Source organism: Amycolatopsis rhabdoformis (assembly GCF_035918295.1).
GTDB lineage: Bacteria > Actinomycetota > Actinomycetes > Mycobacteriales > Pseudonocardiaceae > Amycolatopsis > Amycolatopsis rhabdoformis.
The window spans coordinates 2,184,613-2,199,868 of record NZ_CP142149.1 but is presented as its reverse complement, the minus strand read 5'-3'; the positions used below and the strand labels follow the sequence as shown (position 1 = coordinate 2,199,868).

The 15,256-nt window shown below is 72.1% G+C and carries 14 protein-coding genes; 11 read left to right on the top strand and 3 right to left on the bottom strand.

Features of this window, described 5'->3' with window-relative positions:
- Positions 1 to 19: 19 nt before the first annotated feature.
- The 5 genes from VSH64_RS10295 (at position 20) to VSH64_RS10275 (ending at position 5,619) form a co-directional block, all read left to right on the top strand.
- Positions 20 to 952, top strand: a complete 933-nt coding sequence (locus tag VSH64_RS10295) for a LysR substrate-binding domain-containing protein (protein ID WP_326835301.1) — start codon at positions 20 to 22, stop codon at positions 950 to 952.
- A gap of 71 nt (positions 953 to 1,023) precedes the next feature.
- The gene (locus tag VSH64_RS10290; protein ID WP_326835300.1) at positions 1,024 to 2,208 is read left to right on the top strand and encodes a cytochrome P450; all 1,185 of its coding nucleotides are present in this window, start codon (positions 1,024 to 1,026) and stop codon (positions 2,206 to 2,208) included.
- Positions 2,209 to 2,234: 26 nt separating this feature from the next.
- A complete protein-coding gene (locus VSH64_RS10285; RefSeq protein WP_326835299.1) occupies positions 2,235 to 2,555 on the top strand; it encodes a 2Fe-2S iron-sulfur cluster-binding protein in 321 nt (106 codons plus the stop codon).
- Positions 2,552 to 3,784, top strand: a complete 1,233-nt coding sequence (locus VSH64_RS10280; protein WP_326835298.1) for an NAD(P)/FAD-dependent oxidoreductase — start codon at positions 2,552 to 2,554, stop codon at positions 3,782 to 3,784. Before VSH64_RS10285 ends, VSH64_RS10280 begins: the two co-directional genes overlap by 4 nt.
- A 62-nt stretch (positions 3,785 to 3,846) precedes the next feature.
- Positions 3,847 to 5,619 (top strand): FAD-dependent monooxygenase, encoded by a 1,773-nt coding sequence (locus tag VSH64_RS10275; RefSeq protein ID WP_407655640.1) that lies wholly within the window; start codon positions 3,847 to 3,849, stop codon positions 5,617 to 5,619.
- A 218-nt stretch (positions 5,620 to 5,837) separates the two neighbouring features.
- Here VSH64_RS10275 and VSH64_RS10270 read toward each other — a convergent pair whose 3' ends face one another.
- The 3 genes from VSH64_RS10270 to VSH64_RS10260 form a co-directional block, all read right to left on the bottom strand.
- The gene (locus tag VSH64_RS10270; RefSeq protein ID WP_326835296.1) at positions 5,838 to 6,032 is read right to left on the bottom strand and encodes a hypothetical protein; all 195 of its coding nucleotides are present in this window, start codon (positions 6,030 to 6,032) and stop codon (positions 5,838 to 5,840) included.
- A gap of 137 nt (positions 6,033 to 6,169) precedes the next feature.
- Entirely contained in the window at positions 6,170 to 7,828 is a 1,659-nt protein-coding gene (locus VSH64_RS10265) for an FAD-dependent monooxygenase (protein ID WP_326835295.1), read from the bottom strand.
- 42 nt (positions 7,829 to 7,870) lie between these two features.
- Positions 7,871 to 8,833: an MBL fold metallo-hydrolase gene (locus tag VSH64_RS10260; RefSeq protein WP_326835294.1), complete on the bottom strand. Its 963-nt coding sequence runs from the start codon at positions 8,831 to 8,833 to the stop codon at positions 7,871 to 7,873.
- Between the two features lie 177 nt (positions 8,834 to 9,010).
- Here VSH64_RS10260 and VSH64_RS10255 point away from each other — a divergent pair, with 177 nt between their 5' ends.
- From VSH64_RS10255 to VSH64_RS10230, 6 genes are all read left to right on the top strand, one after another.
- Positions 9,011 to 9,925: a LysR family transcriptional regulator gene (locus VSH64_RS10255; RefSeq protein WP_326835293.1), complete on the top strand. Its 915-nt coding sequence runs from the start codon at positions 9,011 to 9,013 to the stop codon at positions 9,923 to 9,925.
- Between the two features lie 111 nt (positions 9,926 to 10,036).
- On the top strand, positions 10,037 to 10,687 hold the full coding sequence (locus VSH64_RS10250) for a GntR family transcriptional regulator (RefSeq protein ID WP_326835292.1): 651 nt from the start codon (positions 10,037 to 10,039) through the stop codon (positions 10,685 to 10,687).
- A 109-nt stretch (positions 10,688 to 10,796) separates the two neighbouring features.
- Entirely contained in the window at positions 10,797 to 12,185 is a 1,389-nt protein-coding gene (locus VSH64_RS10245) for an MFS transporter (RefSeq protein ID WP_326835291.1), read from the top strand.
- Between the two features lie 32 nt (positions 12,186 to 12,217).
- Complete coding sequence (locus VSH64_RS10240) at positions 12,218 to 12,991, top strand: HpcH/HpaI aldolase family protein (RefSeq protein ID WP_326835290.1); 774 nt, start codon at positions 12,218 to 12,220, stop codon at positions 12,989 to 12,991.
- Positions 12,988 to 13,962: a C-terminal binding protein gene (locus VSH64_RS10235; RefSeq protein ID WP_326835289.1), complete on the top strand. Its 975-nt coding sequence runs from the start codon at positions 12,988 to 12,990 to the stop codon at positions 13,960 to 13,962. The genes VSH64_RS10240 and VSH64_RS10235 overlap by 4 nt, the downstream gene beginning before the upstream one ends.
- Complete coding sequence (locus VSH64_RS10230; protein WP_326835288.1) at positions 13,959 to 15,176, top strand: alpha-hydroxy acid oxidase; 1,218 nt, start codon at positions 13,959 to 13,961, stop codon at positions 15,174 to 15,176. Before VSH64_RS10235 ends, VSH64_RS10230 begins: the two co-directional genes overlap by 4 nt.
- The last annotated feature ends 80 nt before the right edge of the window (positions 15,177 to 15,256 follow it).

The following is a 15,256-nucleotide window of genomic DNA, read 5'->3' as shown; positions in this document are numbered from 1 at the left end:
AGAGTGTCATTCTCTCGGAGTGGACCCCGCCAGATTGCCCTCGTTTTCCCTGCGCCAGCTGCTGTACTTCGTCACGGCCGCCGAGTCCGGCACGATCCGCGCGGCCGCGGCGCGGCTGCACGTCGCGGAGTCGGCCGTGTCGGTGGCGCTCACCGAGCTGGAGCGGGCGGTGGACGCGCAGCTCGTGGTGCGCCGGCGCGCGCACGGTGTCACGCTCACGCCCTCGGGCCGGACCACGCTGCGGCTCGCGAAAGCCTTGCTGCACCAGGCCCGCGAGCTGGAGGAGGAGACGGCCGGCGAAGGCGCCGCGCTCACCGGCCCGCTCGCCATCGGCTGCTACCCGATGCTGGGGCCGAGCTCGCTGCCGCGGCTGCTGTCGGGGTTCGCCGGGCTGCACCCCGGCGTGACCGTGGATTTCCACGAGGACACGCAGGACCGGCTGCACCGCCGGCTCGCCGACGGCGAGCTCGACCTGGCGATCATGTACGACCTCGACCTGCCCGAATCGTTGCCGCGCACCGAACTCGACCGGCGCGTCCCCCACGTGCTGCTGCCCCCGGACCACGCCCTGGCCCGCGGACCGCTGGATCTGCGTGACCTCGAACCCGAACCGATGGTGCTGCTCGACGCGCCGCCGAGCACGAACCACGCGCTGGCCGTGTGCGCGCAGGCCGGCATCCGGCCCTCGATCCGCTACCGCACGGTGAACTTCGAGACCGCGCGGGCCCTCGTCGGGCGGGGCCTCGGCTGGACGCTGCTGGTCACCCTGCCCTCGTCGCCGGTCACCTACGAGGGTCTTGAAGTGGTCACGCTCTATCCTGATTACCCCGTGCTGGATCCGGTGCGGGTCGTCCTGACCTGGCCGGACGACGCCCGGTTGAGCCGGCGCGCCCGGGAGTTCCTGCGCTTCGCCGCCGGCCACACTTCGGAAAATCCGAGGTCCTTGCCCTGATACTTGTACTTTTCCGCTGAATCGCCCCGACTTACGGTCGCTCTCACACACCTCGACGTGGGAGGGCAACGATGCCGACTCTGGACTCCTCGGTCGCCGAATCCGTCAGTCTCGAAGACCTTTGGCAGGACCCGTACCCGATCTACCGCCGGCTGCGCGCCGAAAGCCCGGTCGCGTGGGTCCCGGCGGCCGGCCGGTTCATGGTGACCGGCTACGCGGAAGTGGTCGCGCTCGACAAGCACCCGGAGATCTTCAGCGCGAACGAGACGAACTCGCTGATGCACCGCTCCATGGGCCACACCATGCTGCGCAAGGACGGCGCGGTGCACCGGCGCGAACGCAAGGCCGCGGAATCGGCGGTGCGGCCACGCATGGTCAGCACCCACTGGCTGCCGATCTTCCAGCGGATCGCCGACGAACTGATCGACGGGTTCCACGCGCGTGGTGAGGCGGATTTGTTCCGCGACTTCGCCGCGCCCCTGGCTTCCCTGTCCCTCGGCGCGGTCCTCGGGCTCACGCGGTCCACAGCGGACGAACTCGCGGGCTGGTCACAGGACATGATGAACGGCACCAGCAACTACGGCGACGACCCCGGCGTCTGGGCGCGCAGTGATCAGGCCCGCGACGCGGTGAGCGCCGCCGTCGACGAGGCGGCCGCGCGGCTGCGCCGGGAACCCGACGGCTCCGCCATCTCCTCCATGATCAACGCCGACGACCCGCTTTCGCCGGAAGAAGTGCGCGCGAACGCCCGGCTGTTCATCAGTGGCGGGCTCAACGAACCCCGCGACGCGACGGCGACCACCACCTACGCGCTGCTGTCCGATCCCTCCCAGCGCGCTCTGGTCGAGGCCGATCCCACTCGGTTCGCCGCGGCGTTCGAGGAGAGCATCCGCTGGGTGTCGCCGATCAGCATGTACCCGCGGATGACCACTCAGGACACCGAACTCGGCGGCGTCGCCGTGCCGGCCGGTTCGCGCATCGGCGTGATGGTCGGCGCCGCCAACCGCGACGAAAAGGTCTTCACCGACCCGGACCGCTTCGACCTCGCGCGCGAGAACCGGACCCACGTCGCGTTCGGCGGCGGCCCGCACTTCTGCCTCGGCTCCTGGGTGGCGCGCTCCCAGGTCGGGCAGGTCGCGCTGCCGACGCTGTTCCGCCGCCTGCGCAACCTGCGCCTGGACGAGCACCGGCCCGTGCGGATGGGCGGCTGGGTCTTCCGCGGTGTGCTCGACCTGCCGGTCCGCTGGGACGTCTGACCCGCCCGCCTCGTGAGGAGAACTTCGTGAAGATCGTTTACGCGCTGACTGACGGCACCGAGCAGACGGTGGACGCCGAACCCCGCACCACCGTGATGCAGGCGGCGATCGAGGCGAATGTGCCCGGCATCGTCGCCGAGTGCGGCGGCAACGCGATGTGCGCGACCTGCCACGTGTTCGTCGAGCCGGGGGCCGCCGAGCGGTTCGGCGAGGTGAGTGCCGACGAAGACGAGATGCTCGACTGCACGGCGGCCGAGCGCACCGAGCTCAGCCGGCTCAGCTGCCAGCTGGTGCCGCCCGACGACGGCACGGTCACGCGGGTCACCGTGCCGGACCGCCAGCGATGACCGTGGTCGTGGTCGTGGTCGGCGCCGGCCAGGCCGGGGTGCAGGTGGCGGCTTCCCTGCGCGAGCACGGTCACGCCGGCCGGGTCGTGCTCGTCGACACCGAGGAACCCCTGCCCTACCAACGACCGCCACTGTCCAAAACGTACTTGACCGACCGGGAACCGGCCGAGCCGACGCTGCGCTCGGCCGCGTTCTACGCCGAGCACGGCATCGAACTGCGCACCGGGACGCGGGTCCGCGCCGTCGACGTCGCGGCCGGCGTGGTGACGTTCGGCGACGGCGCGGACCTGCGCTGGACCGACCTCGTGCTCGCCACCGGATCACGCCCGGTTCCCCTCGCGGTGCCGGGCACCGACCTGGGCGGCGTGCTCCCGCTGCGCACGCTGGCCGACGCGCGGCGCCTGCGTGCGCTGCTGCCGTCGGTTCGCCGGGTCGTGGTGATCGGCGGCGGCTTCATCGGGCTGGAGGTCGCGGGCGCCGCCCTCACGAGCGGCGCCGCGGTCACCGTGCTCGAAGCCGCGCCGCGGCTGCTGGGCCGATCGGTCACGGCGACCACGGCGGAGGTCCTGCTGGCGCACCACCGGCGCTGGGGGATCGACGTCCGGGTCGCCGCCAAGGCGACCGAGATCGTCGGCGAGCACGGGAAAGTCCGCGCCGTCCGCACCTCCGACGGTGACCTGCTGCCCGCTGAGCTCGTGGTGGTCGGGATCGGCATCACCGCCCGCGACGAGCTGGCCCGCGAAGCCGGGCTCGCCGTCGACGACGGCATCGTGGTGGACGCCGGCCTGCGCACAGCGCACCCGCACGTGTACGCCATCGGCGACTGCGCACGGTTCCCCGGACCTGGTGTGAGCACCGTGCGGCTCGAATCCGTGCAGAACGCGACGGACCAGGCCGAGCACGTGGCCCAGGCGATCGCCACCGGCGCCACCGCTCCGTACGGGGCCGTGCCGTGGTTCTGGAGCCACCAGCACGGCGCTCGGTTGCAGATGGCCGGCCTCACCACCGGCACCGACGACACGGTGGTCACGGGTGATCCCGGCAAGCCGGCGTTCTCGGTGTACTGCTTCCGCGGCGGTGCGCTCGTCGGCGTCGAGTCGGTGAACCGGCCGGCCGACCACCTGAAGGCCCGCAAGCTGCTCGCCGAAGGCCGTCCCGTGCGGCGCACGGAGTTCGGCGCCGGTCCCGGCGTCACGGCCGGACGACTGTCCCGAGAGGAACGATCTTGACTGCCCCGTCTCCTTCAGCCCCGTCTCCCTCCCCGCATTACCCGCGGCCACGCCAGTACCCGGTGGCGCGCTTGACTTCCGAGTCCGCCTACCAGGTCGTGGTCGTCGGCGCCGGCCCGGTGGGGCTCGCCACCGCGGTGGGGCTCGCCCGGCGCGGCATCCGGGTGGGCGTGGTCGAGGCCGCGCTCGGCGTTTCCCACGGCAGCCGGGCGATCTGCGTTTCCCGGCATTCCCTGGAGGTCCTCGACCGGCTCGGTGCCGGCCAGGCGGTCGAGGACCACGCTCTGCCGTGGACTGTCGGCCGCAGCTTCTTCCGCGACCACGAGGTGCTCGCGTTCGAGATGCCCGAGGCCGAGCACGACACGCACCCGCCGATGGTCAACATCTCCCAGTCCGTGCTCGAACAGCTGCTGGTCGACACCGCCGAGGCGACGCCGGGGGTCGAACTCCTCTGGGGTGTCAGGCTCGCCGACGTGAAGTGCACCGAGGACAGTGCGGTGGTGTCGGTGGACACCTCGTCGGGGATGCATCGGATCCCGGCCGACTGGGTGGTCGCCGCCGACGGCGCCCGCAGCGACACGCGCCGGCTGCTCGGGCTGTCGATGCGCGGCACGAGCTACGAAGGCCGGTACGTGATCGCCGACATCCACTGGCCGGCGAGCCTGCCCACCGGCCGCCGCGTGTGGTTCGACCCGGACAGCTCACCCGGCTCCACGATCATCATGCACCGCCAGCCCGGCGACATCTGGCGGATCGACTACCAGCTCCGGCCCGACGAGGACACCGAGGCCGAACTCGCGCCCGAGCGCATCCGCGAACGCGTGACCCGCCACCTGGCGTGGCTCGGCATCGACTCGCCGTGGACGCTCGAGTGGTCGAGCCTGTACCGGGCCCATTCGCTCTCGCTGGACGACTACGTGCACGACCGCGTGCTGTTCGCCGGCGACGCGGCGCACCTCGTGCCGATCTTCGGCGTCCGCGGGCTGAACTCCGGCCTGGAGGACGCCGACACCCTGGCCTGGCAGCTCGCGGCGGTCGTCCACGGCACCGCCGAGGCCCGGCTGCTCACCGCGTACTCCGCCGAACGGCGCGCCGCCTGGGCGCAGAACATCGCGGCGGCCGAGAAGAGCACCCGCATCATGTCCCCCGAAGGCACCGGCTTCCCCCTCACCCGCGACGCGCTGCTCGCGCTTTCGGTGCACCACCCGGAGTTCCGCCCGTTGATCGACCCGCGGCAGACCTCGGCCACCCACGCGTTCACCTCTCCCCTCACCTGGCCGCCGGCCGCCCTCGGTGACGGCCTGGCCCCGGGCTCGCCTCTCGCCGACCAGGCCGTGACCCTCCCCGGCGGCCGGCCTTCGACGCTGTTCGCGCACCTCGGCAGCGGGTTCGCCGTGATCGGCGTCGACGTCGGCGAGGCCGAGCTCGCCCCGATCTCCGCCCGGCTCGCCGACGCGTTCGCGCCGGAACCCGTGCAGACCGTGGTGGCCGGCCGGGGTGGGATCGAGCTCGCTGACGCCGCCCTGGGCAGCCCGGGCGACGTGCTGGTCGTCCGCCCGGATCGGCTCGTGCTGTGCCGGGTGTCCGAACAGGACCGGGACCGCCTCGCCGACCTGGCCTCCGCACTGGTGCGCGGCACCGCCCCGGGCAAGCCGGCCCGCCTCGACTCGGCCGAGCCACCGGAGTCACCCGGCGAACGGGTCTGGCTCTCACTCAGCGCGGCCCTCGACGAGACTCCCGATCCCACGGCGTTCCTCACCCGGCTCGCCCTCGTCCTGGGCTCCTGGGTGGACGGAGCGACGTTCGCGCAGGCGCTGGAGAGTTCCGGACGATAGCCCGCACCGGTTGGCCCGACGGAAACCGTCGGGTCAACCGGCGTACGGTCGCTCACCCTTGCGCCGCAGGTTGCTCCACGGTGGACTCTCCCCGGCCGCTCACCTGCATGGTCGTGGGGTGGGCGAGCGCGCGGTGCAGTGCTTTCGTAACTTCCGCCGCGTGGTGCTCGGCGACGACAGCCGCGATGTACCCGTCGCGCCAACCGGCGTGCGATTGCTCACCGGTGCGCCGCAGACTTCTCCACAACGGACTCCCCCTGACCGCTCACCTGTGTGATCGCGGGGTGGGTGACCGCGCGGTGCAGTGCTTTCGTGACTTCCGCCGCGTCATGCTCGGCGACGACGTCCGCGATGTGCCCGTCGCGCCAACCGGCTTGCGGCCGCTCACCGGTGCGCCGCGGACTGATCCACAACGGACTCTCCCTGACCGCTCACCCGCATGGTCGCGGGGTGGGCGACCGCGCGGTGCGATGCTTTCGAGACTTCCGCCGCGTGGTGCTCGGCGACGACTGCCGCGATGCGCCCGTCGCGCCAACCGGCTTGCGGCCGCTCACCGGTTCGCCGTGGACTGCTCCACAATGGACTCCACCTGACCGATCGCCCGTGTGATCACAGGTTGGGCAACCGCGCGGCGGAGTGCGTTCGCGACCTCCTCCGCATGGCGATCGGCCACGACGGCAGCGATGTGCCCGTCGGGCCGCACGATCCACACCTCACCAGGACGGGCCGCCAGCGCTTCGCCGAGCACGCCGTCGGTGTCGAGATCCGGCAGTGCGGCCACGCGGACCGGTCCGCGCACGGCGTCCGCCGCGCTCCGGGCGGCCGCGAGCGCCGCGGCGTCCGTCGCGAGCAGGAGGAAGCCGTCGCGGGCCAGCGACCGGATGCGGGTCGCAAGGCCGTCGACGGTGACCGGTGCGTCGGGCAGGAGGACACCCGGTCCGGGTGTCGGCGCCTCCCCGCGCGGCGGGCGGCCGGCGAACGGCCGCGCGACATTCGGGCTGGTCAGCGGCGAGTCGACGTACCAGAACGGCTCGGCGAGCCGGCCCGAGTCCACCTGCGCGCGGAGTCCGGCGTCGGTGGCGGCGCCGGCGAGGATCTCCGCCCGGTGCCGGGCCTGACGCTCGTTCTGCGGCACGAAGAAGTCCATCGTGGCGGTGGTGACCGCGAGGTTCTCCCGCGCCGCGGCGTGCCGTTCGTGGTGGTAGCTCTCCAGCAGGTCCTCGGCCGCCCAGCCCCGGCCGGCGTAGGCGATCTTCCACGCCGCGTTCTCGGCGTCCGCGACGCCGGAGTTCAGGCCGCGCGCGCCGAACGGTGCGACGAGGTGCGCCGCGTCGCCGGCGAGCAGGACCCGGCCGACCCGCATCCGGTCCACGCAGCGGGACTGGAACCGGTACACGGACTTCCACACGATCTCGTAGTCCGCGTCGCCGATGATGCGCCGGATCCGCGTGTCGAGCGCGCCCGAGGCACTCTCGGCATCGAGGTCGTAGTCGGCCGGCACCTGCCAGTCGATGCGGAAGGTGGAGCCCGGGCACGGGTGGATCAGCACCTGGCGGCCGGGGTTCCACTCGGGGTCGAAGTGGAACCGGCGCTCGTCGGCCCAGCCGGGCAGGTCCGCGCGGATGTCGCAGATCAGGAACCGGTCGTCGAAGGACTTCCCCTCGAAGGTCAGACCCAGGCCGCCGCGGAGTTCTTCACTGCGGGCGCCGCCGCACACGACCACATAGGACGCTTCCACCACCGCCGGCCCGCCGGGGGTTTCGCACTGGACGGTGACTCCCCGCGCGTCCTGCGTCAGCTCGGTGACCCGGTGGTTCCACCGCACCTCGACGAGCGGCTCGGCCGCGATCAGCTCGTCGAGGATCGCCTCGGTGCGGGTCTGGGAAAGGTTCACGAACGGCGGGAACGCCGGGCCCCCCGGCTCGGCGAACTCGTAGTTGAACAGTTCCTCGCCGCGGTGGAAGGTCCGCGCGGTGGTCCAGGTGAGCCCTTCCCGCGCGATCCGGGCGCCGGCGCCGACCGATTCCCAGATGTCGAGCACGTCGCGCTGCTGGCAGATCGCCTTGGACCCCACGGGATCCCGCTCGGCGCGCCGGTCGAGCACCACCGTCGGCACGCCCCAGCGGGCCAGCAGCAGCGCGGTGGTCTGCCCGACCGGGCCGGCGCCGACGACGACGGCCGGACCGGCGGGCCAGGTGGGTGAGGACATGTCAGGACTCCCGTCGTCGGAACTCGGGTCGCAGGGCGCCGGTCAGTTCTGGAGCTGCGCCCAGACCTCCTGGTCGCGCTCGGCCGTCCAGATCACGGGCCGCTCGATGCCCGAGAGCTCGTCCCACACCCGGGAAACGTCGAACGGCAGGCAGTGCTCGAAGATCGGCCAGCTGCCGAAGTCGTCGACCAGGGCCGCGTGGGTGGCCTCGAACGCCTCTTTGAGCGTGCCGCCACGCCGCCGCACCGCGCCGACTTCACGCAGCATCGTGTCGAGGAACCCGCGGGTCTTCGCGATCGCGGCGTCGACCTGCTCGCGGCCCTTGCTGACGTCGCCCCGCCCGCCGACGAGCTGCTCCGCCCCCAACGCGGCGACGCGGTCCAAAGTGGAGCTCGTCCACTCGCGGTGGAAGGCGTCGCCGGTGTAGAGCGCGGCTTCGGCCTCCACCAGGTCGCCGGCGAAGAGGATCTTGTGCCGGGGCAGCCAGGCGGTGATGTCACCTTCGGTGTGCCCCCGACCGTGGTACTGCAGCACGAGATCCCCGCGGCCGCCGCCGAGGTCGAGGGTGAGACGGTCGGAGAACGTCAACGTCGGCCAGGTGAGGCCGGGCACGGAATCCGCCCCGTCCGCCAGCCGCGGCATGCGCGCGAACTCGCTCGCCCAGTCCTCCTTGCCGCGCTCCGCGACCAGCGCCCGGGTGTTGTCGTGCGCGACGATGATCTCGGCGTCGAACGCGCTGGCGCCGAGCACGCGCACCGCGTGGTAGTGGCTCAGCACCAGGTACCTCACAGGCTTGTCGGTGTACTGGCGCAGCTTGGCCAGCCACTGCCGCGCGGCGACCGGCGTCGCGAGGGCTTCGAAGCACACGAGGAAATCCTCACCCTCGATCGCCCCGATGTTGGGATCGCCTTCCGCCGTGAGCGCGTAGACCCCGTCGGCGAGGACCTCGAGCGTCTGCTCCTTGGGCGCGGTGTCCTGTGATGACGCGAACGGCTTGGTGGCCATGGGTTCCTCCTCCGCACGGACCCGCGGCTCGGGGTCGTGCTCGGTCGGGCGGTGTGGTCGGTTCCGAGTGTGACGCGGCGGCGGGAGGTCCCGCGCGTTCTCCCGCCGACCCCAGCCTTTCAGCCTGCCGGACGCAGGGATAGCACATGATTTGCCGGGCTGACCTAAGTTGAACTTATGAAGGCGACCACGGTGACGCTGCGGCAGCTGGAGTACTTCGTGGCCACGGTCGAGCTCGGCACGCTCAGCGCCGCGGCCGCCCACTTCCACATCTCGCAGACGGCGGTCTCCCTGGCCATCACCCAGCTCGAAAAGGCCCTCGACGTCCAGGTCCTGGTCCGCCGCCCGGCCAAACCCCCCACCCCGACCGCCGCCGGCCGCCAGCTGCTCACCGACGCCCGCCGCGTGCTCTCCGACGCCGGCGAACTCGAGAGCGCCGTGCGCACCGTCGGCCAGGAAGTGTCCGGGCGCCTGGCCGTGGGGTGCTTTCCCACGATCACGCCGTTCGTGATGGGCCGGCTTCTCGAAGCGTTGCAAGAGCGCCATCCGGACCTGTCGATCGACCTCGTCGAGGACTCCGTGCGCGGCCTGCAACGCAAGCTCACCGAGGGCGCGTGCGACGTCGCGATCATGTACGACATCGGCCTGGAGCCCGGCATCACCACGGTGCCGCTCTACTCGTGCCCGCCCTACGCGGTTCTCCCGGCCGACCACCCCCTCGCCCACCACACCTCGGTCCGCGCCGCCGACCTCATCCACGAACCCCTGATCATGATCGACCTCCCCCCGAGCGCCGACTTCTTCGCCGACCTGCTCACCCGCGCGGGCCACACCCCCGACATCCGCTTCCGCACGCGCAGCGTGGAAACCGTCCGCGCCCTCGTCGGCCGCGGCCGCGGCTGGGCGATCCTCCTCCACCGCCCCGCCGTCCCCCACAGCTACGACGGCCGCGAGGTCGCCGCCGTGCCCCTGTCGGACGTCGGCGCCCCGATCGACGTCCTCCTGGCCCGCGCCACCCACTCCCGCCCCACCCGCCGGGCCCTCGCGTTCTCGCACCTTTGCCGGGAGGTCCTCACCTCGGACCAGGCGTGACGGCCACCGTCGGCGGCGCGACCGGCACCGGCGCCCCTCAACGCCGCTTCCTCTTCGGCGACGCGGCCCGTCTTCTGCCGACTGTCGACGATGTGTCGCTATGCTGACCTTGTGGAGCCTCAGTTCGACCGCATCTCCGTGCCCTCGCTCGTTGACGAGTGTCATCGGCGGATCAAGGAGCAGATCCTCGCCGGAGACCTCGGTCCGGGCGCGCCGCTGCGGGACTCGGTGCTGGCGCAGGCGATGGGGATCAGCCGGTCGCCCGTCCGCGAGGCGCTGCGCCGGCTGGAACAGTCGGGGCTGGTCGTGAAGACGGCGAACCAGTCCTACCGGGTGCGGGCGGTCGGCGCGGACGACGTCGCCGAGCTGGCCGCGCTGCGCATCGCCGACGAGGGGCTCGCGGTGCGCATCATCGTGCGCGAGAAGAAGCCCATCGACTCGCTGCTCGGGCTGATCGACGAGATCCGCGCCGCGCCGGCGGGGTCCGTCGAAGCCGCCGACGCCGACGCGGCGTTCCATTCGCGCGTCGTGGCATTGGCCGGTCTTCCCCGCCTGAACGCGCGGTACGCCGACCTCACGGACCAGATCCGGCTGATGCTGGTCTCTCGCGACCCGTCGCCCGTCGTGGACCAGCACGCGCTGGGGCGGCACCACGTCGTGCTGTACGAGACGCTCGAGCGGGCGATCGAATCCGGCGAGCCCGACGACGCCCTGCAGGCCTGGGAAGACCACGTCAGGCACGTGCTGCCGACCCGCGCCTGAGGCCGATCGGCGGCGCTGCCGTCCCGGCTCGCGAGAACAGGATTTTTGGGGTCTTGAAACTGTCGACAGTCGCCAATACTCTGTCGCCAGGATCGAGCAAAGGAGCTCAATGACTGATCCAGTTCGAGAAGCAGCCCTCCCGGTCGCGGAGGCGGAGCCGAGACGGCGCTCCGCCCGGGCGATCGCGGCGGCGAGCGCAGGCACCTTCATCGAGTGGTACGAGTACGGCCTCTACGCCTTCGTGGCGGGCCTGGTGATCGCGCCGCTGTTCTTCGCCCAGGCCGGCAGCCTGGCGGTGCTGGCCACCTTCGTGACGTTCGCGGTCGGCTTCGTCGTGCGCCCGATCGGCGGGATCGTGCTCGGCGCGGCCGGCGACCGCTGGGGCCGGCGGCCGGTCCTGATCTTCTCCATCCTGCTGATGGGCCTGGCCACCACCGGGATCGGGCTGCTGCCCACCTACGCCGCGATCGGCGTGTGGGCGCCGATCCTGCTCGTCGTGCTGCGGATGCTGCAGGGGTTCGGCGCCGGCGCCGAGCTGGCGGCCGCGATGATCTTCGTCAGCGAGTCGACCGGCAAGAAGGGCAAGGGGTTCTCCGGGGCGCTGATGAACATCGGCTCCATGCTCGGCTCGGTCCTCGCCGTGGTGTTTTTCACGGTGCTGAGCTCCGAATTGGCTCCCGAAGCCTTCAAGCAGTGGGGCTGGCGGATTCCGTTCCTCTTCGGCGCGGTGCTCACGGTCGCCGGGCTCGTGCTGCGGCGCAAGCTCGCGGAGTCTCCCGAGTTCGAACGCGTGGCCCGGGAGCAACGGGCCGGCCGGCTGCGGCGCGGCCGGGCGAATCCGCTCGCCGCGCTGGCACAGTCGTTTCGGGCGAGCCCGCGCAACTTCTTCGCCGGATTCCTGTTGCCCTCGGGGCTCAACGTGACCGGGTTCGTCGCGCAGGCGTTCGGCATGAGCTACCTCAGCTCCCAGATCGGGCTCACCTCGACCCAGACCCTCGTCACGACCCTGACGATGATGGGGGTCGGGCTCTTCGCCCTGCTGTTCTGGGGCTGGCTGTGTGATCGGATCGGCGCGGTACGGGTGCTCTACGTCGGCGCGCTCGTCGGCATTCCGTTGGCGTTCGCGTACTTCGCCCTGCTGCGAACGGGAAACCTGGCGCTGATCATCACGGCCAGCGTGGTCCTCTGGGCCGTCGGTTGGGCGGCCGGTCTCTCCGCCCAGGTCGTGCTGCTGCCCGCGTTGTTCCGCACCGAGTACCGCGGCTCGGGAATGACGTCGTCGCGCGAACTGCAAGGCGGCCTCATCGCCGGCCCGGCCCCGCTCATCGCGAGCGCGCTCCTGCTGGCCGCCGGCGGTACGCCGTGGCTGGTCGCCCTCTACATCGCGGCGGCCCAGGTCCTCACCGTGGCCGGGATGCTGCTCGCGCGCCCCGTGCTCTCCCGCCGGGAGATCACCGAGATCTCCGCGCTGCGCGGCGTCCGGCCCGCCGCCGACTGACCCTTTCACAACCCACGAACGGAGTTTCTTCGATGACCGACTACACCCTGCGCGCCGACCTGGCCGCGGCACCGCTGTTCGCCACCAGCGTGATGGCCGCCTCCCCCGTCGTCGTCGAGGCCGTGAGCGCGACGCCGTTCGCCGCGCTGTGCCTGGACATGGAGCACAGCACGTTGCAGGCGAACGACGTGGAGGACCTCATCCGGGCGGCGGATGTGCACGCGAAGCCGGTGATCGTCCGCGTGCCCGACATCGGCTCGGACATCCCGCGGGTCCTCGACGCCGGCGCCGCCGGCATCATCGTCCCCCAGGTCGAAACCGCGCAGCAGGCCCGCGAAGTCGTCGACCGCGCCCGCTACGCACCGGTGGGACGCCGCGGGCTCGGGCCGGGCCGCGGATCCGACTACGGCGCGAGCCTCTCCCCGGCCTACACCGGCGAAGCCAACGACCGCACGCTCGTCGCCGTGCAGATCGAGTCGGGTCCTGGCGTGCGCGCCGCCCACGAAATCCTGGCGACGCCCGGGATCGACGCCGTGGTGATCGGCCCCGGTGACCTGTCGATGTCGCTGGGGGTGCCCATGGGCGCGCCGGAATTCTGGGCAGCGGTGGAGCACGTCTTCGCGGTGGCGCTCGACCACGGTGTCGCGCCGGGTTCCTTCTGCTTCCGTGACGACCACGTGAGCGAGCTCGTCACCCGCGGCACCCGCCTGCTGCTCGTCGGCAGCGACCTGGGCTGGGTGGCCCGCGGCGCGGCGACCCAGTGGGCCGAGCTGCAGAGCACCCTTTCCCCGGCGGTGGCGCGATGACCGCCCGCGTCGTGATGACGAACACGGCGATCCCGCTGGCCGCCGAAGCGGAGGAAGCGTTCGCCGGCCTCGACGTCGGATTCGAGATGCTCGACGCCGGTTCTCCCGAAGACCTCGTGCGGATCACGCGCGACGCGGACGCCGTGATCACCCTCGCCGAGCCCTTCACCCGCGAGGTGCTCGTGCAGCTGCCGCGATGCCGGTCGGTCACCCGCTTCGGCATCGGCGTCGACAACGTCGACCTCGCTGCCGCGACGGCTCAGGGCATCTGGGTGACCAATGTGCCCGACGCGAACTACCGTGAAGTCGCCGTGCACACCATCGCGCTGGCGCTGTCCGTCACCCGGAAAATCGGGTTCCTCAACCGTTCGATGCACGAGACGGGGCACGCGTCGCTGGCGCTCGCGCGTGGCACGCGGCGCCCGGACGAGCAGACCTTCGGGCTCGTCGGGCTCGGCCGCATCGGCCGCCGCGTCGCGACCATGGCGCAGGCCATCGGCTACCGGGTGATCGCCGCGGACCCGTTCACCACCGAGGAATCCGGCGTCGAACTGGTGTCCTTCGACGAGGTCGTGGCGCGCTCCGACATCCTCTCGCTGCACGTCCCGCTCACCGGGGAGACCCGCGATCTCGTGGACGCCGGCGTGATCGAGCGGATGCGGGACGGGGCCGTGCTCATCAACGTGTCCCGCGGCGGCCTGGTCGACGACGCGGCGCTGGGCCGGGCGCTGCGGGCGGGCAAACTCGCCGGCGCGGGCATCGACGCCTACGTCGGTGAGCCGGCCCCGCTCCCGGAGTCCAGCCCGTTGCGCGGGTTGGAGCAGGTGCTGCTGACTCCGCATTCCGCGCACTACAGCGAGGAATCCTTCGCCGAGATCAAGACCAAGGCGCTGGCCGACGTGGCGCGGGTGCTGCGCGGCGAACGGCCCGCGTACCCGGTGAACGAGATCCCCGTGACGGAAAGCCGATGACCCCCGCCGAGGTCGCGTCGCGTTCGTTGCGCGGCACCGAGGACCCGCGCCGGCTCGGCCGGCTGGTGGACTACGCCGACTTCCGCGACGCGGCCCGGCGCCGGCTGCCCCGCGGGGTGTTCGACTACGTCGACGGCGGCGCCGACGCCGAGATCACCCTGCGCCGCAACCACGAGGCGTTCGAAGCGCTCGAGTTCCGTCCCCGCCACGGCAGGTGGATCGCGCAACCGTCGATCGCCACCACGGTCCTCGGTATGCCGCTCACCATGCCCGTCCTCACGGCGCCATGCGGCGGCATGCGGCTGGTACACCCGCACGGCGACGTCGGCATCGCGGCCGCGGCGGCCGAAGCCGGCGTCGCGCACGTCGCGACCACCACGTCCGGCTTCACGCTCGAACAGCTCGCGGAAGTCCCGGGACCTCAGCTCTTCCAGGTCTACAAGGTCGGCAGCGACGAGCTCATGCGCTCCCTCGTGGAGCGCGCCGCCCGCGCCGGCTACCACGGCCTCGTCGCGACGATCGACTCCGCGGTGTCCGGCCACCGCACCCGCGACCACCACAACGGCTTCAGCCAGAACCTCCGCATCGACCTGCGCACCGTCGTCCGGCTGGCACCGCGGGTCGCGACCCGGCCCCGCTGGCTGCTCGGTTTCATCCGCGACGGCCTGCCCTTCACCGTCCCCAACACGACCCTGGCCCTGCCGGGCGGCCGGCCCCTCGACCTGCCCGCGATCACCCGCACCACCCGGGAATCGCTGTCCCCGACCTGGCGCGACCTCGAGTGGATGCGCGCCACCTGGCACGGCCCGCTGGTCGTGAAGGGCATCCTCACGGTCGCCGACGCCGAACGCGCCCGCGACCTCGGCGCCGACGCCATCGTGGTCTCCAACCACGGCGGCCGCCAACTCGACGGCGTGCCCGCGACCCTGACCGCCCTCCCCCGCATCGCCGCGGCCGTCGGCGCCGACCTCGAAGTCCTCCTGGACAGCGGCCTCCGCGGCGGCGCGGACGTCACCAAGGCCCTGGCCCTCGGCGCGAAAGCCGTCCTCCTCGGCCGCTACCCCGCGTACGGCCTCGCGGCCGCGGGTGCGCCCGGCGTCCGTCGAGTCCTCGAGCTGGTGCGGGAAGGGCTGGTCCGCACGCTGCAACTGCTCGGCTGCGCGGACCTCACGGACCTGGGTGGCGTCGTTGCCGGTTCAGGGTGGGAGAACTGACCGGTGATTCGGTCACTTCACGCGAAGTCGCGTTCGGTCCGCGGCCCCGGCAAAGCGGTGCGACTCCCTCGACCTGGGAC